Here is a 22,664-nt window from a genome sequence, read left to right as displayed (position 1 = left end):
GCATTTTACTAAATCAAAAATTAATTTTTAAATAGTGAAGCTCGTATACTTAAATCTTTAATGAGTTGTTCATCTTCTTCACTCTCTAATAAGACATTGTAATTTTTCCAGAAGGCTTCATTATAAGGTTTAGGCGAAAAAATATCTACATCCCAATTCTTAGTGTATAATTCTGTTTTTATAACAGCTTTATCTAATATAATTTCTGAAAACAATATTTCTTGAATGGTATAATAATAACGTTCTTCCCTATTATAGCGTGCCTTTTCTTCATCACTAGCTTTATTAGACTTAAGCCCCGTATTTATAAGTTTAGGTGTTTCGTAATAGATGTAATTAGGATACATCTTTTCTTCATATTCAATATAATTAATTACTAATTTATGATTGACTTGTGTGCCAAATAATCGCTTGCTCCGTTCTTTCTGTACTTCAGAGGCAGCAACCAACTCGTATTCTATTTTTTTAATTGCATAGTTATCATAATAAATATATAGCCATCCATTAGCCACGTAACCTTCATTAAAAATACCTTTAGTATCTAGGCCTACAAAATCATTGCTTTCAGAAATTTTTATTTTATAGATTTTACGATCATTATCCACTAAGATCGTATCTAAACTAAATTGATGATTATTTAATAGGTCTTCGCTAAATAGTGCTTTGCTTTCTTTTGAGTTTCTTAAAAGATTTAATTTCCCTTGGAATAAGTTTTGTAAACCATTAACTCTATTATCGTTCCAACGGATAGATTTAATTAAATCTGAAGTTTGCACTTCATTACGATTAATCGTTTTTAATTTACCTCTTCCGTTATTTAAATATTGGTTGCTATAAGACACGTAAGAAAGTACACTATCAATCTCCCGTAGATCATAACTTTTTCTTACTTCATCCACATTAATTTTAAGGTGATCTTTACTTTTAGAGGCATAACCAGAATCGTAAACGGTTATTGCACTTTCAATAAGCCATTTAAACTCAAGGTTATTACGCTCTTTATGTCTTAAAAATCCTTTTTGGATGTATGAAGAATCTGGAAGGTTTAATTCTAATTTTTCTATTGCTTTTACAACTATAGCGTTACCTGTTGTTGGTCTTGGTTCTGCTACGAGAACAACTTCATCTAATGAAGCTATATCTTCTTCTAAAAAAATGGTTACTGTGTTATCAAATTCTTCAACTGGTATTTTATAACTCTTATAACCTATAGACGAAATAACTAGTGTGTCTTTAGCTAGTGTTTGAGGCACTAATAATTGAAATTTACCATCGGAATTAGTGACTGTCCCTTTGGTTGTGTTTTTAATATACACACTGGCATTTTCAATTGGATACTGCAATACAGAATCGATAACTTTACTTTTCAATTCTATTTGTCCGTAGCCTAAAAACACAAAAGCTATGCTAATTAAGGTTAGAATGTTCTTCTGGCTTTTAATTATCATAACTTTAATATATAGTGCATTTGAAATTTCTCAAATACTAGTTTAAAGTATAAATATAAGAAACTTATGTCGCTGGCTTATAATCTTTATTATCTATTACCATTTTAGCAATAATTTCTTTGAGTATCTCCGAAGTACCACCACCAATTGGTCCTAACCTACTATCTCTTGCCATTCGTGCTAATGGATATTCTTCCATATAACCATAACCTCCTAAAAATTGAAGACACTGATAAATAACATCGTCAGCCATTTTAGTAGATTGTAATTTAGACATGGTTGCTTCTTTAACAACGTAATCTCCCATATCTAATCGTTTAGCAACGTAATAATTGAATTGTTTACAGATTTCCATTTGTGTTTCGCAATCTGCATAAGTATGACGTAAGGCCTGAAATTTATCTATCGTTCTTCCAAAAGCTGTACGTTCTCCCATGTATTGCTTAGCGTATTCTAACGCGTATTCTGCTCTAGCATGAGAATTAACTGCCATGATTAAACGCTCTAAAGAAAAATGTTGCATTATGTATGGAAAACCTTGGTTTTCTTCTCCCATTAAATTTGAAGCTGGTATTACTACATTATCAAAAGCGATCTCGCCAGTATCAGAAGCTCTCCAACCTAATTTGTCTAGTTTCGTAGCTGAAATACCTGGTGTATCTCTATCCATTACAAAAATACTAATGCCTTTATTTCCTAATTCGGGGTTAGTCTTCGCAGCAACTACCAAGTAATCACTATAAACACCATTGGTAATAAATGTTTTAGAACCATTTATTACATAAGTATCTCCTTTTTTCTCAGCTGTAGTTCGCATTCCTGCAACGTCACTACCTCCAAAAGGCTCAGTAATACACAGGCAGCCCATTTTATCTCCTGAAATACTCGGTGCTAAATACGTTTCTTTTATTTGGTGATTGCCTTCTTTATTAAGATGTGTCATTGCCAAGTAAGCATGCGCCCACATTGCTGCAGCAAATCCGCCAGAATTAATACGTTGTAATTCTTCTAAAAAAATAACAGTATAGAACAAATCTAAATCTAGACCTCCATAAGCTTCTGGGTAGGCTAAACCAAAATAACCCATATCACCAAACTTCTTCCAAATAAAACGCTCTATATGACCCGTTTCTTCCCATTTATCAATATGCGGCACAACTTCTTTTTTTAAGAAATCTCTAAGGCTTTCTCTAAATAAATTGTGCTCTTCGTTAAAATATAATTGTGACATAAATCGTTTTTGTTTAGAGCTGCAAATATAATTTAATAATCTCGATTTTATTCGCCGGAAACTGTTCAACTTTTGTTAAATCATTCAAGGATTTAAATCCATCTCGCAGTATTCGTTCTTCTATAATGCTTTTAGCTATTTCATAGTCTATATATTTAATTGTTACCAATTCGTCTCTTGTAGCTGTATTTAAATGTAACTTCTCTACAATTCTAGGGGTTTTAACTGTAAACTGATTGGTTATGCGTTCTATTACTTCTGGTTTTAATCCATAAATTTCTATTAACTCTATATCTGAAATAAAACCACCTTTGTACTTTTTACGATAATTAATGATTCGCTCCGATAACTTTTCTCCTACACCATTAATTCGTTGCAGTTGAATAGCTGTAGCTGTATTAAGATCTATTTTATCTGCATAGGTTTTAATCGTATTATTATTTGAATAGGAATTATTGACATATGCATTTTTAGGTTTTGGATTAGTAACCCAATCTGGAAATTTAAAATACGGAGATATTTCATCTAATAATGAATCTGAAACTTTTGTTACATCCTGAAATTGTTTTGCAGAATTAATCCATTGCTCTTGCTCTCTAAATGTTAAAAGACGATCGATTTCTTCAGTAGACATGCCTAATGTATAGCCTTTATAATCGGTTATAAAATTAGGATTGAATGGAAATAACTTTGGTTTATTATCTTCTATAGCAGCAGAACGCAGTGAATCTACTTCTTTCCTATAGTGTTCTAATTCTGCTTCATTTATATCGTAATCTTCTTCTTTAGAGAAATCGACAAATAAATAAACAGATTGTATTGAAAGTATAATAATAATCAATAAAAAAATCCCACTTCGTTGTTTTTTAGAAAACTGGAAGTGAGATTTCATATGCTTAATTTTTAATTTACTCAGCCTTATTGGTCTTTATAGCATCTAAGTAGCGTAAAAGTTGCTTTTTAACAACTGGGTACAAGAAGAATAAACCAACCATATTTGGAAATATCATTGCAAAAATCATTGCGTCAGAGAATTTCCAAATTGATCCCATACTTGCTGCTGCACCAATAATTACAAATACTAAGAATAAAAATTTATAAGTTAAATCAGCTGTTTTACCTCTACCAAATAAAAATTTCCATGATTGTAATCCGTAATACGACCAAGATATCATTGTAGATACTGCAAATAATACTACAGCTACTGTTAAGAATATATTAGAATAAGGAATGTATTGTGCAAATGCTTTAGATGTAATTCCAGCACCTTCAAAAGGTTGACCATCTATATAAACTACACCTGATCCATCTCCACCATACTCAAAGAAACCTCCAAAGTTAAAAATAACAATAACTAAAGCTGTCATAGTACAAATTAAAACTGTATCAATAAACGGTTCTAACAATGCCACTAAACCTTCAGATGCTGAATATTTTGTTTTTACAGCTGAATGCGCAATAGAAGCTGAACCAGCTCCAGCTTCATTAGAGAAAGCTGCTCTTTGAAAACCTACCAATAATACTCCTATTAAAGAACCTACGCCAAAAGCTGTAGGATTAAATGCTTCCCTAACTATTAAACCAATAGCATCATCAATTAGGCTAAAGTTACTTAATATGATATATAAACAAGCAGCTACATACATTACTGCCATAAACGGAACTACTTTTTCAGTAACTTGAGCTATACGCTTAATACCTCCAATAATGATTATACCTACTAAAACTGCAAGAACTAAACCTACGATTGCTCCAGCTGCTGTACTTTCCCAATTAAATAACTCTTTAATAACAATTGTAGCTTGATTAGATTGTGCTGCATTACCACCTCCAAATGAGCCTCCAATACAGAATATTGCAAAAATTGCTGCTGCTACCTTTCCTAAAGTTTTAAATCCTTTAGATTTTAAACCTTTACTAATGTAATACATTCGTCCTCCATATATCGTTCCGTCTTCTCCTACATCTCTAAATTGAACACCCAATGTACATTCTACAAATTTTGTAGACATCCCTAAAAGACCACATATAATCATCCAAAAAGTTGCTCCAGGACCACCTAATGCAATGGCTAAAGCCACACCTGCAATATTACCATTACCAACTGTGCCTGAAACTGCTGTAGCCAAGGCTTGGAAATGTGACACTTCTCCTTCTTCACTTTCATCTCTAATCGTTTCAATTGAGTCTCCTCCTGGTGTAGAATCCCCATATGCCGGTTCAACGACAGGGTGATCTACATGATCATATTTTCCTCTAACCACATTTACAGCTTTACCGAAAAATCTAATATTAGGAAATCCGAAATAAATTGTAAAAAATAATGCACTACCTACCAATAATACTAATACAAATGGAATCGTTATAGTTTCTCCTTGATATACAGGAAAAAATATGGCATCAAAAAAAGCATCTGCTACTGGCTGAAAAGCTTCATCAATTTTTTGATCAAGGCCCTTTTCTGTTGTGTTTTGAGCAAAGTTTAAAAATGGTATTAATAAAGCGAAAATTGAAAGAAGATACTTCTTCATAATTAATATATTAGTTAGTTATTATTTTTCAAGTTGACAAGATGCTAAAAAAAAATGAGTTTTTAAAGCTTGAATCGTTAAAATGATACTATTATTTTATGTGATGTCGTATTCAGAATTTAGTTTACCAATCTGTTCTGGGCGTCCCAAAACAATGATTTTAGAATTTGGAACCAATTTCATATTTGCTTCTGGATTTACAATATATTCGCCTTCAGCATCTTTAAAGCCAATTACTGTACAGCCTGTATTTTTTCGTAAATCTAAATCTCTTATTGTTTTTATCTCTGAAACGTTGTATAGTTTCTCTACAGCAATTTCTTCTATATTTATATTGTCTTTACCGACAATAGCCAAGTTGTCTATAAACTCAATTAAATCTGGCACTACAACTAAAGATGCCATATGATCGCCACCTATACGATCTGGAAGAATAACATTATTTGCACCTGCTAATTTTAACTTGTGGTATGATGTTTCTTGAGATGCTCTACTTATAATTTGCATCTTGGCATTTATCTGCCTTGCTGATAGTACCACAAATAAATTATCCGCATCATTGGGTAAAGCAGAAATTAGTGTTTCTGCACGATCAATACCTGCCTGTAAAAGCACCTCATCTTCATTAGCGTTTCCTAATACAAAAGAAATATCTGTATCCTGAAATTTTTCAATAACCTCTTTATCCTTTTCAATAATTACAAAAGGTTTTTTATGTGCCGATAACTTTTTAGCGGCTTGTTTACCGTTACGTCCGTAACCACAAATTATAATATGATTAGACAAACCATCAATTCGCTTTTGCATCTTTCGTTGTTTTAGATTTTCAAAATTACTCTTACTTAAAATGTATTCGGTAAAAATAGCTATCGCATAACCGACAATAACTACACTTGCTAATATTAAAAATATGGTAAATATCTTAGATGGAATATCTAACGGATGTACTTCCCCAAAGCCTACAGTTGTAATGGTTATAACAGTCATGTAAGCGGCATCAACCCAATCTAAATCTGATATTAACTTATAACCTATAATACCTATCAGTAATAAAATAGCTAGCATTATTAGTGCTGTATATATTTTAGATCGAAACAATTTTATTAGTGGGCTATCCATAAATTATAAATCGAAAACTGAGTTACGTTTGGTATATACAATGTCTTTAATACGCATCCAGAATGCTAGGAAAAGATATAATGCAAAGCCAAAACCTACTGTAACGAAAGTTAAGTACATAAATGAAGTTCGTACAATTTTAGCACGTATCCCCAAACGGTCTGCAATACGTTGACAAACATAATAGCCATGTTTTTGAAAATAGAGTAAGAGTCTGTGAAAAAACTTCATATGGCAAGTTACTTATTTTTTACAATTAAGTCATTACCAATAGCACATTGTAAACATTTATTTTTAGCGCAGTATTCTGTTTTTAGTTGAATCAATGATTGCGATGATAATGCTGTTTTTTCTATAGGTTTTAATTTTAAAAAAGCATCTGTAATATTATTTCGTTCTAGCTTTATTTCTTTTATGAGTTTAAATATATCATCCTCTATACTTTGTCCATTAGCTTTAGCATAACTAAACTTTATTGGAATTATAGTATTTATTAATAATAGATCTACAAATCCTTTAGCCAATTGTTTTCTTGATTTCTTTGACGCTTTAGAAAATGTGTAGTGCGTTTTCCAAAAAGAAGATGTCTCGATCTGAAAAAGCTTATAAAATGAAGCTTTAGTTTTAAGATGAATTACTTCTGAAAACAGATTTGTATGTTGACCATATACATTTGCTAATTGCGATATGCGAATGGTTGGAAAATTTGGTGGACGTAATCTAAAAAATTGAAGTGCTGCTACTCCTTGATTAGTTAATGAAAATTTTTGTTTTAAAAACGCGTACCTTTTCTGTAAATCTATATAATAAGTGTCTTGGTAATCTTCTTCCAACAAATTAGCTTGCCCAAAAAACAGAGCTTCTAAATTGTAAACATCATTTTGAAGTTTTCTAACTATTGAAAACTCAAACGACTTTGCTAAGCTTAAAAAGGATTCGCCATTTACTTTAAGCCCAAAAGATTTTGCTAGCATAATAAATAATACAGCTTCCCAATCGTTATTTGAATTTTTCAATAGTTGCTGAATATCTTCAGACTTACGTTCTAAACGCTCTATATACAAACGGTCTAACCAATGGTTTAATAAAAAATCGTCTACTGATGTAAAATCCGTTTCGCAATTAATCCAAGATTTAGATTGCATCAATTTTGTGTAATTCTTCAGCAGCTGTTTATTAGTATAATGTTTTAACTCTAAGGTTGGAATCTTAGAATTATCTTTTCTAAATATTTCAGTATCATCTTCCCAGACTACGTGTAGTATAACATTATCATAGGCAACATCTTTTTCGTGATGATGCACATACCAATCCGATGATTTTATATGTATCTCTACATTACCTGCCCAAAGCTGATTATCTATGCGCATTTGAGCATTAAAAAAATCTGGTCCAGCGTTAAAATTGTGCTGCCCTAGTTGTTTAATCGTTATCGATTGTCCGTTTGTGGTTTTTAGAGCCGAAGTCTCAAACTTTTTGTACTTATAGATATAATGAAGGAAATCTTCTTGCATGTAACTAAAATAGAACTCTAAATGCAGAGTAGCAAATACTTATTTTATTTTCCGAGTAATACTAGTTAATACAAGATAATCTTTATGCTATTAAAAAAAAGCTTAATTTGTATTGGTTTTAATAATACACAATTATGAAAAGATTATTAGTTATCCTCATATTAATTATAGGCATTACTCTTCAGAATATTGAAGCACAAAGTATTAAAATAGACAACACAACTATTATCAAAGATGCTGATGGAAAAAAAATAGATTATGATACATTCTCTAAAATGATGCAATCTGGTGATTGGACGATCTCTCAACAAAAAGACAGTGATGGTAACAATTATATTCAATTAGAAAAAGCATCTCCAGAAACAAAAAAAAGAATGGAAGCATTTAGAGCAAGGCAATTAAGAACCTCAAACTTAGAAGGAAAAAGTGCTACTCCTTTTGAAATGACCGATATGGAAGGTAATACCATTACTACTGAAAGTACAAAAGGAAAAGTTGTAGTCCTTAATTTTTGGTTTATTGCTTGTAAGCCTTGTATTGCTGAAATCCCTGAATTAAATGAAATTCATGAAAAATATAAAGACAATAAAGATATTGTTTTTGCCTCAATTACTTTTGATAGAAAGAGTAAAGTTGAAAAATTCCTAAAAGACACTCCTATATATTATCCTGTAGTACCTTACCAAAGAACAACCATTTCTAGATTTGGAGTAAGCAGTTACCCAACCAATATGGTTATTGGTAAAGACGGGAAAATATCAGACGCTATATCTGGTAGATTTCTGGGTGTTGGCCTGCATATTGAAAATGCTATTGAAACTGCATTAAAAGGCAAATAAATAGTATTTAAACACAATTAACACTAGTTAACAGCCGTTAACTTTTTGTGTGACTTATTTAGTTTTTATTTGTAGTGTAATCATAAAAACACAAGTAAGTGTATCACTTAAAAAATCCTTCTTAGAAGGTTTCATCAATCAATTTTAGTCAGGTAAAGGTAAAGCACCAAAAGTGTTTTACCTTTACTTTTGTAATGCATCTCTAAAAACAAAGACTTATTACTTTCACAAGAAAAAACATATGAAAGGACTTTTAAAATCATTATTCATTTCAATATTCCCTGCATTTGGTTTGTATGTTCTTATATTAAGTGCATGGCAATTGACGCAACAAAACAATGCTTGGATACAAAATATAGGCACCTTAGTTATGGCGCTAATGGTATTTTCTTTTTTTGGTGGTTTGTTTTTAAAATCTCAGGCACGGACATCTCGGAATCTAAACACTCACACTTTAGTGATTCTTATTGCTTATATAGTGATTTTAATTGGGCGTTTTATAGAACCAAAGTCTAACCTCGTATACTACAGCAGTACTTTTTTAGTTTTTGGATGGATTACTTACCTCACATGGTTTTCTACATTTAAAAAACGTGACACCTCTGTTTTAAACATAGGTAATAAACTACCAGAGTTTCAGTTGGAGAACTCTAAGAAAGAAATCATTAATGCGTCTTCATTTATAGGGCAACCAAGCATTTGGTTATTTTACCGCGGTAATTGGTGCCCATTATGCATGGCGCAAATAAAAGAAGTTGCGTCGCAATATCAAGAACTCGAAAAGCGTGGAGTAAGCATGATTTTGGTAAGTCCACAACCTCATAAAAACTCAGAAGATTTGGCTAAAAAGTTTAATGTTGGTTTTCACTTTTTAACAGATTATAAAAATAAAGCCGCAAAGCAATTGGGTATTTTACATGCTAATGGCATACCTGCTGGTTTCCAAGTTATGGGTTACGATAGTGATACTGTTTTACCAACGGTTGTCATTACAGATGCAAGTGGTAAAATTATTTTTGCTGACCTTACGGATAACTACCGCATACGACCAGAACCTGAAACTTTTTTAAGCGTTTTAGCTAAAATTTAAAATACTAAGTAATGTCAGGGCTTTTGTATTGTATAAAAGAGAACTTTTAAAAGATCTTTTGCTTAATCTATATAACCCATTTCACGCATCCAATCGTCATTAAACATTTTACCAACATAACGACTTCCGTGATCGTGAAATAAAACCACTACGACATCATCTGGTTTAAAATGTTCTTTTAATTGCAACACTCCTTTTATGGCTGAACCTGCAGAGTTCCCTAAAAACATACCTTCTTCTTTAGCTAATCTTTGCGTATAAACGCAGGCATCTTTATCTGTAACTTTAGTAAAACCATCTATAATATCGAAATCCACATTTTTTGGTAAAATATCTTCTCCAATACCTTCTGTAACATATGGGTAGATCTCGTTTTCGTCAAACTCACCAGTCTCATGATATTTTTTAAATACAGAACCATAGGTATCTACTCCCCAAATTTTTATATTAGGATTTTGTTCTTTTAGATATTTACCAACACCTGAAATGGTTCCACCAGTACCAACACCAACTACAAAGTGTGTGATTTTACCATCGGTTTGTTTCCAAATTTCTGGTCCAGTACTTTCATAATGTGCTTTAGCATTACTTGGATTATCGTATTGATTTACATACCAAGAATTTGGTGTTTCTTCACCTAAACGTTTAGATACAGAATAATAACTACGTGGATCATCTGGCTCTACAGCAGTTGGGCAAACAATAACCTCAGCACCTACAGCACGCATAATATCTACTTTTTCTTTAGACTGTTTATCTGCCATTACAAAAATACACTTATAGCCTTTTACAATTGCTGCTAAAGCTAAACCCATACCAGTATTACCAGAAGTGCCTTCTATAATAGTTCCACCTGGTTTTAAACGACCATCGGCTTCAGCATCTTCAATCATTTGTAAAGCCATGCGATCTTTTACTGAATTACCTGGGTTAAACGTTTCGTATTTTGCTAATACCAAACATGGTAAATCTTCAACTAATTTATTCATCTTCACCATTGGTGTATTACCAATAGTGCCTAGTATATTTTCTACGTAATCCATAATAATAATTTGCGGTGCAAAGTTAAGGGAAAAGTTGAAAAGGATTTAGTAATAAGAGATAAGTTTAAAGCTGAGAATAAATTATTTTCATAAAGCTCCTTATGCCTTTCTACTTATGATTAGCTTCAATCAATCAAACCGCATTGCCTTTACCGGCGAAATTTTAGAAATAATAACTGATGGTACTATTAACATAAGCATGCAAATAATAAAAGTACCTATGTTTAAAAGTAAAATATAATCTAAACTGATATAAATTGGGATTTTAGAAATATAATACTGCTCTGGATTAGGGAATTTAACTAATCCAAATTGATTTTGAATAAACAGTAAACTTATACCTATAATATTTCCCCAAAGTAATCCTAAACCAACAAGGTAAGATGCATTGTATAAAAACACTTTACGAATCGTCCAATTTGAACTCCCTAAAGCTTTTAAAACACCTATCATTTGTGTGCGTTCTAATATTAGTACTAATAAGGCTGTTATCATATTAATACCAGCAACTAAAATCATAATAGCTATAATACCAGATGTATTGTTATCAAAGATTTTAATCCATTCAAAAACAGGTCTGTATTTTTGTATTATTGTAGTTGCATTCATTAATGAAGGTATATATTCATACACTTCGTTACCCTTTATTTCTATTTCAGAAAAATCATCGATAAAAACTTCAAAATTTCCAACCTCATCTTTTTTCCATCGATTTAAACGCTGAATATGTCCTAAATGAACAAGACAAAATTTTTCATCTAACTCTTGAAAACCTGAATTATAAATACCTGCGATTTTAAATTGTATAATTCGCGGTATACTTTGAAGGTCGTCCGCAAAAACAACTTGAAATTTATCATCTACTTTAAATTCTAAACGTTTGGCTATATATCTTGAGATGAGTATTTCATTATTCAATTTTTCAGTAAAATCAGGCAATCGACCTTCTACCAAAAAATCTTTAAAATAGCGCCAATCGTAATCAGAGCCCACACCTTTAATAACTATACCTTCTGTATTCACTTCGGTGCGTATAACCCCAAATTTACTAGCCGTACCCTGAACATGTCTAATACCTTCTACAGAAGTAAACTCTGGATAAAAATCTTGATCTAGCGATAAAGGTATTTGAGATTCGTCAGAAACATTAGTATCATAATTATCTATAATAATGTGCCCATTAAATGCCGATACTTTTTCTCTTATTTTTTGTTGTAGTCCAAGGCCTGTTGCTATAGCAATTAACATTACAACAATACCAATTGCTATTGCCGCAATACCAATTTTAATTATTGGTGCCGAAACACTATTTTTATACGCTTTATTGCCAATAATGCGTTTAGCTATAAACAACTCAAAATTCAAAATCTAAATATGCGTTTTAAGATTTTCAAAAATACATTATTATTATTAGTCTTTATAACGATTTCTTGTGCAAGGAAAACTGAAAGTGAAAAGTTAGCCGCTAGAAGTAACAAAGACACTTTGAGTGAGTTTCAACAGAACCAAAAGGATACTCTAAAAGCAAAAAAAGAAATTATTGTTGGCGCTAACCAAACTGAGCAATACTTGCCTCTACTGAAAGGAAAACGTGTAGGTATTGTAGCCAACCAAACGAGTGTTATTTTTTTAGATTTAGAGGATAAGAAGCAACAGACAAGTACTTATACCCATATTGTAGATTCATTATTGTCTTTAAAAATTAATATAAAAAAAGTATTCTCACCAGAACATGGATTTAGAGGTACTGCTGATGCTGGTGAAGCTGTAAAAGATGGTATAGATACTAAAACACAATTGCCTATTTTTTCGCTTCATGGAAAACATAAAAAACCGACTAAGCAACAATTAAAAGACATAGACATCATGGTTTTTGATATTCAAGATGTAGGTGTGCGTTTTTACACTTATATCTCGACTCTACATCATGTTATGGAAGCATGTGTCGAAAACGATATACCGGTTTTAATATTAGATCGCCCTAACCCAAATGGCAATTACATTGATGGACCAACTTTAGAAAAGAAACATAGTAGTTTTTTAGGTATGCATCCAATTCCTTTAGTTCATGGAATGACTATTGGTGAATATGCAAAAATGATTAACGGTGAAAGATGGTTAAATCATAGAATTACATGTGATATTACTATTGTTAAAATGAAAAACTATAATCATAACAGCGTATATAGTCTACCTTTAAGACCTTCACCAAATTTGCCAAATGATCAGGCTATAAAGTTATACCCAAGTTTGGGTTTATTTGAAGGTACAAATATTAATGCTGGCAGAGGTACAGAATTTCAATTTCAACGCTATGGAGCGCCGTTTCTAGACAAAGATCATTATGAATTTAGTTATACACCAATTCCTAATTTTGGATCTAAATATCCTAAACATAAGGATATTATATGCTATGGAATAGATCTTTCAGGTATAAATGCAGAAAGGCAATTTACTCTAAAATATATTATAGATGCTTATAATAATTCCGTAGATAAAACAAAGTTTTTTAATACCTCTAACTTTACTGCACATGCAGGCACCGAAAAATTACAACAACAAATTGAAGCTGGTAAAACGGAAGTAGAAATTAAAGCCAGTTGGACATCGGATTTAGACGCCTTTAAAACAATACGAAAAAAGTATTTACTTTATAAATAAAAATTAATTATGCTTTGAAGACGCTAATTCTTCTTCTTTAATTGCGTAGTCTAAAACAGTTACCACCTTTTTGCTCCCTATTGGTATCTCTTCTAGCATGTGTACCACAAAGACAATTCGTAATGGAGATTGTATGGCTACAAATACATGCTTGCCTTTTCCTAATTTGTTAAGTGGTAATTTATAAGTTTTAGCATCTACCAAAAGATTGAGATCCTTATTTTGACTTTTATCTATTGAATAGAGGTAGTTTATTTTACGATCACTCTTAAGAATAAGTGTATCTTTTGTTTTATTTAAATTGTGATAAAATCCTTCGACTTGAGGGTTTTTATTTTTATCTAACCTAGCATATTCTGTTTGTGAAAACACATTACAACAAGTAAGTGTTAATAGAAATACAATAAGTATTCTCGTAAAATTTTTCAATAAAAAAACTATTAAGTTCAACAAATGTTTCACTCAACAGTAATTAACTAATCCATTCTAAACATAGTTTGTTTTGCAAGAAACTACTTAAAAAAACCTTTAAACTGTTAAAAAATCCGAGTAACAGCTGAAAAATAAAATTTTATATAGATTCGGCGTCAACTCCTATTCATTAGGATTAATGGTAGGTCGCTTGTATTTTTGAAAAGGTTGTGTCAATAAATTAGAAACCTTAGCATTTTCTTCTTCATCAAAAAATACATCTACACCATATACAATTTTTTCGCGTGGTATATACTTATACGTTCCTAGTAACCGATCCCATATAGAAAAAATATTTCCATAATTAGAATCTGTATATGGTAATCTATAATGGTGATGTATTTTATGCATATCTGGTGACACTATAATATAACTTAAAAGCTTATCTATAGCTACAGGTAATTTTATATTAGCATGGTTAAATTGTGATGCCACTACTGATATTGATTGGTAAAGCATAATAATACCAATTGGTGCACCAACAATAAACACACCTATCAATGTAAATACAAAACGAATAACACTTTCTATAGGATGATGACGATTTGCGGTAGTTGTATCTACGTTATGATCGGTATGATGGACTAAATGCACCATCCAAAGTAAATTAACTTTATGCTCTACATAATGTGCTAAATAAGCACTGAAAAAATCGAGTAATAATACTCCTAAAAACACATATAACCACAAAGGCATTTCGGGTAACCAATTGATAATACCAAAATTATTAGCTATTACCCAATCTGAAGTACTTAACAATATAAATGCGAGTAGAAAATTGATAATTATTGTTGTTAAAGTAAAAAAGAAGTTAGGTATGGCGTGCTTCCATTTTATGTACTTAAATTTAAATAACGGTAGAGTACTTTCTAATAACCAAAAAAATGTTATTCCTCCAACAAGTATTAAACTTCTATGTGATGAAGGAATGTTTTTAAAGTAATCAATAATAACCTCCATCTTTATCTATTATTGTTAATTATTAATTGCGATATCTTTATATTTATTAAAGACACTTTTGGCCTCCATTCTGCTGCATTTACTTCATCGTTTAATAATCGATATGCGGTGAGGTATAAAAATGCTATTAGTGGCGTATTTGCATTTTCTATTGTCGGTGCATTTATACGCTTTAATTGTCGTAATACTTTTTTGGGGTTATTGAGCATTAAATCTTGCTTCATCCGTATCAATCTAATTCGCTGTTCTAATTTTTCTTTATTTTCTAAATTGCTGTCCTCTAATAAATCTTTGGCTTCTTTTAAATAAATATTAGATAAATCTAGTATTTCCTCTCTTATATTTCTTATGTTATAAATTGCATAGTCTACATACTTAGATGCCAAATAAAATGTAGAATAAAAATCTTTTTTGTTTCTATAATTAATTAATTCTTGCTTTAAAAATTTAGTATCCAAGGCATATTTAAGTATGAGCTCAGTTAGGTTAACTCTACTTGTAGAATAGACATTTTTTGCGTTTAATATATTACCATTAACATCTAAAATTTTAATAGTATCGTCATTAAACTTATCAATATATGTAAGCTTACGTTTGCCCTTTATTTCCTTATATAAATCATCGTACATGCTTTCATTTATGGTTAATGGAACAAAGTTCTCCCATAGTATTTCTTCTATTTCTGGCACTGTAAACATATCTTCTACAAAGATTTTTCTACCATCATCATCGTACATTATTACCGGGAAAGGATATAATGTTGCTTCTTCCCACATCATCAATATCATTTTATTTTCAGTTAAAGCTAATCGCTTAGCTATAGACAAGGATTTCATCCATTCTTGTGCATAAGCATTTAAACTAGACAGTAAGATTAAAAAAACTATAAGGGCAATTTTTCTCATTCATTTAATTATTTAGACATTCTCTTTTTTAGTGCTTTAACAATATTATATGCTGCAGGACATATTGCTACATTTTTAAGGGTTAAGTTAGAAATTTGTTGAAATTTCTTCCTGTCGGTATGCGGAAACTCTCTACACGCCTTAGGGCGTACCTCATAAATTGAACAATAATTATCTTCACCTAAAAATGTACAAGGTACAGATTGTAACACATAATCGTTATCTTCATCTACCCTCAAAAATTGTTCCACAAACTGTTGAGGTTTAAGTCGAAAATGTTTGGAGATTCTTGCAATATCTTTATCTGTAAATAATGGACCTGTAGTTTTACAACAATTGGCACATTGCAAACAATCTGTACGTTGAAACTCTTCTTCATGCAACTCTTGCATTACATAATCTAACTGTTTTGGAGGTTTCTTTTTTAGCTTTGTAAAAAAGGTTTTATTCTCCTTATGTTTTTCCGCAGCTAGCTTAGGTAGGTTATTTAAAATGTTTTGCATAATGTAAAAATACGAAGTTATCGATACAATTTTGAAAAAATCAAAAACACTGTAGCTACTTACTTTTATCTATATTTGATAATTAGTTTTTAATTAAAAAGATTCCTGTCTACGCAGGAATGACAAAATGAGATCCTCACTTTTGTGAGGAATAAATATGAAAGACCTTTTTGGAAAAGCCTTATTAGATTACCATTCTGGGAATTATACAGAAGACCTTATCACCTCAACTAATATTTCTGATGAAGACGTCTTGCCATTACCCTATTTATTTCGAGGTTATTCTGAAATGCCTAAACTAGAACAAAAGGCATTACAGCTTGCTAAAGGTTCTGTTCTTGATGTTGGCTGTGGAACTGGAAGTCACAGTTTGCATCTTCAAAATAAAGGGTTTGAAGTTAAAGCTATTGATGTTTCTGAAGGATCAATAGAAGTCTGTAAACAACGTGGTGTTACTAATGTAGAATTAAAAGCGTTACTAGACGAAATTGAAACCATTGACACTATTTTAGTGTTAATGAACGGTACTGGTATTTTTCAAACTTTGGAAAATACACCTAATTATCTGAAACATTTAAAATCATTACTTAAACCCAATGGGCAAATTTTAATTGATTCTAGTGATATAAAATATATGTACGAAGATGACGATGGTCCCGATAACTATCGGGGTTGGCAAGATATGAATGCTGATTACTATGGCGAATTAGATTACTACCTCAACTATAAAGGCCAAAAAGAAGTACCAATGAAATGGCTCTACCTCGACTTTAATACGTTAAAAACAGCTTGTAATAGTGTTGGTTTACAATGTGAATTGATACTAGAAGGCGAACATTATGATTATTTGGCGAGGATATATAACTAAATCTGTCTTCCTGAACTTGCCTGTACTGAACTCGCTTCAGTAATTCAGGATCTCATTAATAATAGATTTCGTATCACACTTCGACTGCGCTCAGTGGGACAATACGGAATGACAAAACAATTAAATTTATTCTTTCTTTTGGTATAATAACTTCGCTTCCTTTTTTCCTTTTTCAAAAATATCTTCTCCAAATTTTTTAAGGAGCAATGCTCTCATTTTATTAGAATAACACAGCATGGCTTCATCAACAAGACAACCTCCATTACCCATAATAATGTTGTACTTCTCTTTCATATGTTTCCAATAAAATTTATCGAAATCCCAATCTTCAGAAATCACTAATCCGTAAGAAATTAACTTGTAATTTTCATTAGCAAAATCTTTATAAGCTTGTGATGTACCTTCATCACAGGTATAATGAAGCTTTATTTCTTTTACTATAGTCGCCTCTTTTTGTGCAAAGATAGTTGTAGATATAAATAGCGTTATGATATAAATAATATGTTTCATATCATATAATAATCAAAGACTATTCCGTTTTATATCAAAAATCAAACTGATAGGTTGCTCCTGCTAAAAATTGGATGCCTTGTACAGGAAAATTTAACCAACGGTCATAATCTTGATTTGCAATATTATTTGCTTTTACAAATGCAGATAATTGATCTGTAACTTTATAACCTACATGTGCATTTGCATCAAAATAACTATCTAAAGTTACTGTTATTGGTGTAGTATCTATCAATGTGCCAACCAAACTCAATTGATCTTTTCGTTCACCAACAAAGAAAACACTACCTCCCATAAACCACTTTTCAGAGATTTGATAGTCTAAAAATATAGATCCTGTAACATCAGGAAGATTCCAAGCTTCGGCTTCATTATCGGTAGAGTAATTAAAATACTCACCTTTTATGGCTAACTTAAAGTTTCTATTAACATCAATATTTAATTCACCAGCTACAGAAAAGGTATCTACATCATCGTAAACCACATTGAATGAATTTCCAAATTGATAAGCTTCACTAGCAAAAGTTTGTGCTTCGTTAGTTCTAAACAATGCCTTTGTATCTTCTGCGTAATAATTTCCTTTTATATTATAACTCACACTATTAGATAGTTTGCCCTTTAGACCTATAAACGCCTTATAGCGTTGATCTGTTGGTGTAATTAATAATGTTGGTGACACAAATGGGTTGCTACTTGCAAAATCGAAATACGAATTCTGAATTAAATCTCCTTTAACTCCTGCATAAGAAATTAAAATATCATCTACCAAACGGTATGAAGCTTCTATATTAGGATAGATAAAAAATCTGTTATCATTAAGCTCTGTATCATTTAAATACACAAATTTCGCCCCTAAATCTATGGTTAAATCATCTTGTTTTATCTGATAAGATGGTGATAACCCAACGGATACATTTCCGTAATTGATAGATTCTGTTGATACAAAATTTCGATCAAATTCCCCGCTAATATAATCGACTTTAATCTCAGTATCTATTTCTTCTCCTTGAACAGGAATACCAAATCCTACTTTTGCTACAAATCTATTTTCGCCAGAATCTCTATCGTCTCCAAAGCGTCTAAAACGCACACTTCCATCTTTAATAATAGCATCATCAAACTTTAATTTACCACCGATATAAAAGCTATTATATTTTATTTCTGGGTCAATGGTATTGGCTTCTGCTTGTCCAAAAAACTGCTGTGGTAAACCATACCAATTGTAATTTTGAAGTTCTGCTCCTAAATCTATTTTCCAAGAAAAGTCAGAAAGCTTTTTAGAATAGTTAGCATTAAAATTGGTTTTAGAAAAATCATTATCTAACAACACGTCATCAACGCCACCATCAGAAGAATGGTGACTAAAATAGCCTCCTACATTTTCTCCATTACTTAATTCATGATTTAAATATACTTCTCCTAAAATTGTAGTATATGTGCCCACACCAAGTGATGCATAGTTATCATATAATTTTACTGGAGCTGCTTTATCTACCTTAGCCGCCTTGCCTTTTGCAGGTGTAAATGTTGATGCTACAGGAATTGAAAAAATATTATATTTCACCTCTTTTTTCTTAATGGTATTGGCATCATCTAAAGACGGAATATCTTTAATTTTAAAAGCATCAGAAATTGTAGGTGTATATGGCTTAATAACATTTACGGTTTGACTATCTATAGTGTCTTTAGTTCTATTTTGAGCATAATTAAATGTAAAACTCAATGCTAAGATTAAGATTAGACTCTGTTTGATTTTCATGCGATTTGATTTTTTAAGATAACTAATTGTTTTAGAATTACGATTTGAATGATTCTTGTTTCTAAAAGATTTTTTTAGTTATCATCTATTTCGATTGATGAATTTGTTTTTGCTTCTTCTGATTTAATTTTTGTCAACTCTGCCTTAGCTTCATTAACGACGTCTTTAAACTCTGGAAAATTAGAAATTACACTTTCTAAGATATAAGTCGCTTGAAATGCATCTTTTAATGCATAGAAGTTCTTGGCCATAATCACTAATCCTTTAGCTGAATACAACTTATAGCTACTGTAGTCTTTAGCTAATTTTTGAATTACTGTATTTGATGCGTCGTGCTGACCGTCTTTATTTTTAAAATATGCATTGTAATATAGTGCTTCTGCTGCTACACTACCCGATGCCAATTTTTCTACTTCAGCATAAGCAGATTTTGCTTTAGATTCGTTTCCTGTTTCTATAGCAGAACGTGCTATAATAAGTTTGGCATCACTTTTAATCTTAGCATCTAAATTAGAACTAGATAATACCTCATCTGCATAGCGTTCTGCATTTGTATAATCTTCGGTTTGGTAATACGCATTCATTAAATTAGATTGTGCATAAATGATATTCTGCGGATAATCGGCTTCTTGCTCTAAACGTTGCAATACAGGTATAGCGCTAGACCAATTAGAGTCGTTTAAATAGATTTCACTTAATTTAACTATAGCTTGCTCTGTGTATTCATTTTTAGAAGCATTAACCACAGACTCATAATGCGGTTGTGCATTTTCAAACAAGTCTTTTTTGTAGTAGAGTTGCGCTAAATAAAAGTGTGATTTTAAAGCATGTATTCCGTTTGAAAAACCATTTAAATATTTATTAAACTGACGAATGGCCTGATCAGTATTTCCATCTAAATATTGTTTTTCGGCAGCTAGATATGTTGTGTTATCTAATTCTGCATCTGTAATTTCCACATAATCTAAACTTCGTACCCATGAAGCATATTCGTCTACTCTACCTAAATCAATGTAAATTAAACGTGCTGTAGATACCGCTTGGATAGATTCTTCCGAACCAGCGTAATCTTTAGCAACTCTTTTAAATTTTGATAAAGCCCGTTCGTTATCATTAGCATTATAATGTACCAAGCCTTGACGTAAAAGTGATTTAGAAATAAATGCACTACGTTGATAATCTTTATTCAAACGATCGTACATGCGCATGGCTTTATCAGTATCACCAGCTTTTACATAAGAGTTTGCCAACTCATACATAGCATCATCTCTTAAACCTGATTTTGGATAGCCGTCAATAAATGTATTTAATTCTGAAATTTTAGTTGGTCCTTTTCCAATATAACCATAACTCATGGCTTTCTGGAATGCCGCATAATCTGTCTCTATTTTATTTAACCGAATTGCTTTTTCGTAGGCCGAAATTGCATCTTGGTATTTACTCGAGACAAAATGACCATCAGCCAGTCTTAAATAAGCATCGTTTTCTCTTAATTTATCTCCAGAATTAGAGCTAATAAATTTTTGAAAATATGCAGAGGCTTGTCCATAATCTTTAAGCTTAAAATAGGTGTATGCTAAATTATAATCTAAATTTTTAGATTCGGTAACTTGAGACGCTTCACCTTCTAACTGAAATTCTTTAAATCCAATTAGTGCTTCATTATAATTGGTGAGATTATAATCGGTTTCTGCTTTCCAGAATGTTGCTCTTGCTAAATAAACAGGATCGCGAGGTTCTTTAAGTGAGCTTTCAAATAAATCTAAAGCCTCGTTATATTTTGTTTCGTTATACAACTCAACTCCTCTATAAAAAGCTACTTTTTGATATGCTAATTTATTCTCAAAACTTCCTTTACTCTTTAATAAACTTAATGCTTCTTTATAATTTTTAGAGGTGATATAAGAATCTATTAATAACGTTTCTATTTCTTCTTTATAAGCTGTAGTTGGATAAGCCTCTAAATACCCTGATAATACTTGCGGTACGGATTGATATGGATTACCAATTTCGTAACTAATCTTAGCATAATTTAGCCAGGCATCTTCTTTAATTTTTTCATCAAAATCCATTTGAGATGCATTTCTAAATGCATTTAGTGCTTCTTGCTTTTTCTCTAAATTAATATAACTTTCACCTAAATGGTAATAGGCATTTTGAGCTACACCATTATTACCATCAATAATTTTGTTAAACTCCGAAATGGCATTTTCAAAATCATCTTGTTTATAATAAGCATATCCTAATTGATAATAATCAGTATTATTCCAACGTCCGCGTTTGCCTTTATAGGCTTTTAAATATGGAATGGCTTCTGCATAGTTGCCGAGGTTAAAATAACTCTCACCAATAATCTTTGATAATTCAGACACTTCTTCAGCATTACTCTTATTTATTTGCGCTTCGGCTAATTCAATAGCTTTTTCAAAACGACCCAATTTAAAATTTAAATCTGCTTGATAATAATTGAGTTTCTCTTTGTATTTTTCATTATCAGCAACCTGATCAAAATAACTGTTAGCTGTATCGTAATCATCGCCTTCATAAGCCATGTAACCGATATAATATTTAGCTTGCGAACCATAGTCTTTAGAGTTAGCAACACGGTTTAAATATTTTGTTGCCCCTCTTTTATCTTTAGTAGCATAAAGGCTATAACCGTAATTAAAATTGAATTTTTCACGTTCTGTACGTGCTATACTTCTATCATCAACTTTATCATACCATTTACGTGCATAAGCGTATTTTGAGTTTTCGAAATAATAATCTGCCACATCTAAAAATGCTGTGTTCCGTTTTGTACTTGTTGGATATTCTTCTACAAATTCTTCAATAAGATCATCTGCATTTTTTTGATTTAATCTTACAGCACAATTGGCAATATAATAGCTGCAATCTGATTTTAAAACTTCGTCTTCCGTGCTGTATTTAATATCGTCAAACAAGGACTGAGCAGCCTTGTATTGTTGATTATTATATAGCGTTAACGCTTTTTGATAATCTTGAAAACTACTCGTATATATGGCTGATTTTTGGGCAAAAAGGAATGTGGTTGTAAATAGAAAAACTAGAATTAGTTGTTTTTTAAATAACGGCATTAGCTTCGTTTTTTGATTTAATTATTTGATGACTTAATATTGATTCAAATATAAATCAATACAAAACCTATAACGACAGAATTCAATGATAATTATAAACCGACTTATTAAATT

20 protein-coding genes are annotated in these 22,664 nt (G+C 31.3%); 4 read left to right on the top strand and 16 right to left on the bottom strand.

The features are described from left to right. Positions 1-20 precede the first annotated feature (20 nt). The 7 genes from K8Z87_RS05910 to K8Z87_RS05880 form a co-directional block, all read right to left on the bottom strand. Positions 21-1,448, bottom strand: coding sequence for a carboxypeptidase-like regulatory domain-containing protein (locus K8Z87_RS05910; RefSeq protein WP_227476566.1), 1,428 nt, complete (start codon positions 1,446-1,448; stop codon positions 21-23). A 64-nt stretch (positions 1,449-1,512) separates the two neighbouring features. Next, on the bottom strand, positions 1,513-2,679 hold the full coding sequence (locus tag K8Z87_RS05905; RefSeq protein ID WP_227476565.1) for an acyl-CoA dehydrogenase family protein: 1,167 nt from the start codon (positions 2,677-2,679) through the stop codon (positions 1,513-1,515). 13 nt (positions 2,680-2,692) lie between these two features. Beyond that, entirely contained in the window at positions 2,693-3,571 is an 879-nt protein-coding gene (locus K8Z87_RS05900; protein WP_227476564.1) for a ComEA family DNA-binding protein, read from the bottom strand. A 16-nt stretch (positions 3,572-3,587) separates the two neighbouring features. Beyond that, a complete protein-coding gene (locus tag K8Z87_RS05895) occupies positions 3,588-5,210 on the bottom strand; it encodes an alanine/glycine:cation symporter family protein (protein WP_227476563.1) in 1,623 nt (540 codons plus the stop codon). Positions 5,211-5,306: 96 nt separating this feature from the next. After that, a complete protein-coding gene (locus K8Z87_RS05890; RefSeq protein ID WP_227476562.1) occupies positions 5,307-6,329 on the bottom strand; it encodes a potassium channel family protein in 1,023 nt (340 codons plus the stop codon). A gap of 3 nt (positions 6,330-6,332) precedes the next feature. After that, entirely contained in the window at positions 6,333-6,560 is a 228-nt protein-coding gene (locus tag K8Z87_RS05885; RefSeq protein ID WP_227476561.1) for a PspC domain-containing protein, read from the bottom strand. Positions 6,561-6,568: 8 nt separating this feature from the next. Beyond that, a complete protein-coding gene (locus K8Z87_RS05880) occupies positions 6,569-7,843 on the bottom strand; it encodes a DUF2851 family protein (protein ID WP_227476560.1) in 1,275 nt (424 codons plus the stop codon). A gap of 134 nt (positions 7,844-7,977) precedes the next feature. Here K8Z87_RS05880 and K8Z87_RS05875 point away from each other — a divergent pair, with 134 nt between their 5' ends. Together K8Z87_RS05875 and K8Z87_RS05870 are read left to right on the top strand one after the other, a co-directional pair. Continuing rightward, positions 7,978-8,682 (top strand): TlpA family protein disulfide reductase, encoded by a 705-nt coding sequence (locus K8Z87_RS05875; protein ID WP_227476559.1) that lies wholly within the window; start codon positions 7,978-7,980, stop codon positions 8,680-8,682. A 241-nt stretch (positions 8,683-8,923) separates the two neighbouring features. After that, entirely contained in the window at positions 8,924-9,772 is an 849-nt protein-coding gene (locus tag K8Z87_RS05870; RefSeq protein WP_227476558.1) for a peroxiredoxin family protein, read from the top strand. A 62-nt stretch (positions 9,773-9,834) separates the two neighbouring features. Here K8Z87_RS05870 and K8Z87_RS05865 read toward each other — a convergent pair whose 3' ends face one another. After that, on the bottom strand, positions 9,835-10,815 hold the full coding sequence (locus K8Z87_RS05865; RefSeq protein WP_227476557.1) for a PLP-dependent cysteine synthase family protein: 981 nt from the start codon (positions 10,813-10,815) through the stop codon (positions 9,835-9,837). Positions 10,816-10,944: 129 nt separating this feature from the next. Continuing rightward, positions 10,945-12,180, bottom strand: coding sequence for an ABC transporter permease (locus K8Z87_RS05860; protein WP_227476556.1), 1,236 nt, complete (start codon positions 12,178-12,180; stop codon positions 10,945-10,947). Between the two features lie 9 nt (positions 12,181-12,189). On the opposite strand from K8Z87_RS05860, the gene K8Z87_RS05855 reads away from it, so the two are divergent. Continuing rightward, positions 12,190-13,476: an exo-beta-N-acetylmuramidase NamZ family protein gene (locus K8Z87_RS05855; protein WP_227476555.1), complete on the top strand. Its 1,287-nt coding sequence runs from the start codon at positions 12,190-12,192 to the stop codon at positions 13,474-13,476. A gap of 3 nt (positions 13,477-13,479) precedes the next feature. Here K8Z87_RS05855 and K8Z87_RS05850 read toward each other — a convergent pair whose 3' ends face one another. The 4 genes from K8Z87_RS05850 to K8Z87_RS05835 all read right to left on the bottom strand — a co-directional run bounded on the left by K8Z87_RS05850 (position 13,480) and on the right by K8Z87_RS05835 (position 16,315). Beyond that, entirely contained in the window at positions 13,480-13,905 is a 426-nt protein-coding gene (locus tag K8Z87_RS05850) for a hypothetical protein (RefSeq protein ID WP_227476554.1), read from the bottom strand. A 165-nt stretch (positions 13,906-14,070) separates the two neighbouring features. Then, positions 14,071-14,907, bottom strand: a complete 837-nt coding sequence (locus tag K8Z87_RS05845) for a sterol desaturase family protein (protein ID WP_227476553.1) — start codon at positions 14,905-14,907, stop codon at positions 14,071-14,073. A 2-nt stretch (positions 14,908-14,909) separates the two neighbouring features. Then, positions 14,910-15,812: a hypothetical protein gene (locus tag K8Z87_RS05840; RefSeq protein ID WP_227476552.1), complete on the bottom strand. Its 903-nt coding sequence runs from the start codon at positions 15,810-15,812 to the stop codon at positions 14,910-14,912. Between the two features lie 8 nt (positions 15,813-15,820). Then, entirely contained in the window at positions 15,821-16,315 is a 495-nt protein-coding gene (locus K8Z87_RS05835) for a YkgJ family cysteine cluster protein (protein ID WP_227476551.1), read from the bottom strand. Positions 16,316-16,472: 157 nt separating this feature from the next. Between K8Z87_RS05835 and K8Z87_RS05830 the strand changes: the two genes are divergently transcribed. Beyond that, a complete protein-coding gene (locus K8Z87_RS05830; protein WP_227476550.1) occupies positions 16,473-17,183 on the top strand; it encodes a class I SAM-dependent methyltransferase in 711 nt (236 codons plus the stop codon). Between the two features lie 126 nt (positions 17,184-17,309). On the opposite strand, the gene K8Z87_RS05825 is transcribed toward K8Z87_RS05830, so the two are convergent. The 3 genes from K8Z87_RS05825 to K8Z87_RS05815 all read right to left on the bottom strand — a co-directional run bounded on the left by K8Z87_RS05825 (position 17,310) and on the right by K8Z87_RS05815 (position 22,550). Beyond that, entirely contained in the window at positions 17,310-17,693 is a 384-nt protein-coding gene (locus K8Z87_RS05825) for a hypothetical protein (RefSeq protein WP_227476549.1), read from the bottom strand. A gap of 34 nt (positions 17,694-17,727) precedes the next feature. Then, a complete protein-coding gene (locus tag K8Z87_RS05820; protein ID WP_227476548.1) occupies positions 17,728-19,452 on the bottom strand; it encodes a TonB-dependent receptor in 1,725 nt (574 codons plus the stop codon). 74 nt (positions 19,453-19,526) lie between these two features. Continuing rightward, on the bottom strand, positions 19,527-22,550 hold the full coding sequence (locus K8Z87_RS05815; protein ID WP_227476547.1) for a tetratricopeptide repeat protein: 3,024 nt from the start codon (positions 22,548-22,550) through the stop codon (positions 19,527-19,529). Positions 22,551-22,664: the final 114 nt, after the last annotated feature.

Source organism: Winogradskyella immobilis (assembly GCF_021887715.1).
Taxonomy (GTDB): Bacteria; Bacteroidota; Bacteroidia; order Flavobacteriales; family Flavobacteriaceae; genus Winogradskyella; species Winogradskyella immobilis.
The sequence above is the reverse complement of the archived record's forward strand: the minus strand, read 5'-3'. Positions and strand labels throughout refer to the sequence as shown.

Coding starts and splice junctions, on each gene's coding strand:
- K8Z87_RS05910 (WP_227476566.1), bottom strand. CDS start 1,448: ATGATAATTAAAAGCCAGAAGAACATTCTAACCTTAATTAGCATAGCT.
- K8Z87_RS05905 (WP_227476565.1), bottom strand. CDS start 2,679: ATGTCACAATTATATTTTAACGAAGAGCACAATTTATTTAGAGAAAGC.
- K8Z87_RS05900 (WP_227476564.1), bottom strand. CDS start 3,571: ATGAAATCTCACTTCCAGTTTTCTAAAAAACAACGAAGTGGGATTTTT.
- K8Z87_RS05895 (WP_227476563.1), bottom strand. CDS start 5,210: ATGAAGAAGTATCTTCTTTCAATTTTCGCTTTATTAATACCATTTTTA.
- K8Z87_RS05890 (WP_227476562.1), bottom strand. CDS start 6,329: ATGGATAGCCCACTAATAAAATTGTTTCGATCTAAAATATATACAGCA.
- K8Z87_RS05885 (WP_227476561.1), bottom strand. CDS start 6,560: ATGAAGTTTTTTCACAGACTCTTACTCTATTTTCAAAAACATGGCTAT.
- K8Z87_RS05880 (WP_227476560.1), bottom strand. CDS start 7,843: ATGCAAGAAGATTTCCTTCATTATATCTATAAGTACAAAAAGTTTGAG.
- K8Z87_RS05875 (WP_227476559.1), top strand. CDS start 7,978: ATGAAAAGATTATTAGTTATCCTCATATTAATTATAGGCATTACTCTT.
- K8Z87_RS05870 (WP_227476558.1), top strand. CDS start 8,924: ATGAAAGGACTTTTAAAATCATTATTCATTTCAATATTCCCTGCATTT.
- K8Z87_RS05865 (WP_227476557.1), bottom strand. CDS start 10,815: ATGGATTACGTAGAAAATATACTAGGCACTATTGGTAATACACCAATG.
- K8Z87_RS05855 (WP_227476555.1), top strand. CDS start 12,190: ATGCGTTTTAAGATTTTCAAAAATACATTATTATTATTAGTCTTTATA.
- K8Z87_RS05845 (WP_227476553.1), bottom strand. CDS start 14,907: ATGGAGGTTATTATTGATTACTTTAAAAACATTCCTTCATCACATAGA.
- K8Z87_RS05840 (WP_227476552.1), bottom strand. CDS start 15,812: ATGAGAAAAATTGCCCTTATAGTTTTTTTAATCTTACTGTCTAGTTTA.
- K8Z87_RS05835 (WP_227476551.1), bottom strand. CDS start 16,315: ATGCAAAACATTTTAAATAACCTACCTAAGCTAGCTGCGGAAAAACAT.
- K8Z87_RS05830 (WP_227476550.1), top strand. CDS start 16,473: ATGAAAGACCTTTTTGGAAAAGCCTTATTAGATTACCATTCTGGGAAT.
- K8Z87_RS05825 (WP_227476549.1), bottom strand. CDS start 17,693: ATGAAACATATTATTTATATCATAACGCTATTTATATCTACAACTATC.
- K8Z87_RS05820 (WP_227476548.1), bottom strand. CDS start 19,452: ATGAAAATCAAACAGAGTCTAATCTTAATCTTAGCATTGAGTTTTACA.
- K8Z87_RS05815 (WP_227476547.1), bottom strand. CDS start 22,550: ATGCCGTTATTTAAAAAACAACTAATTCTAGTTTTTCTATTTACAACC.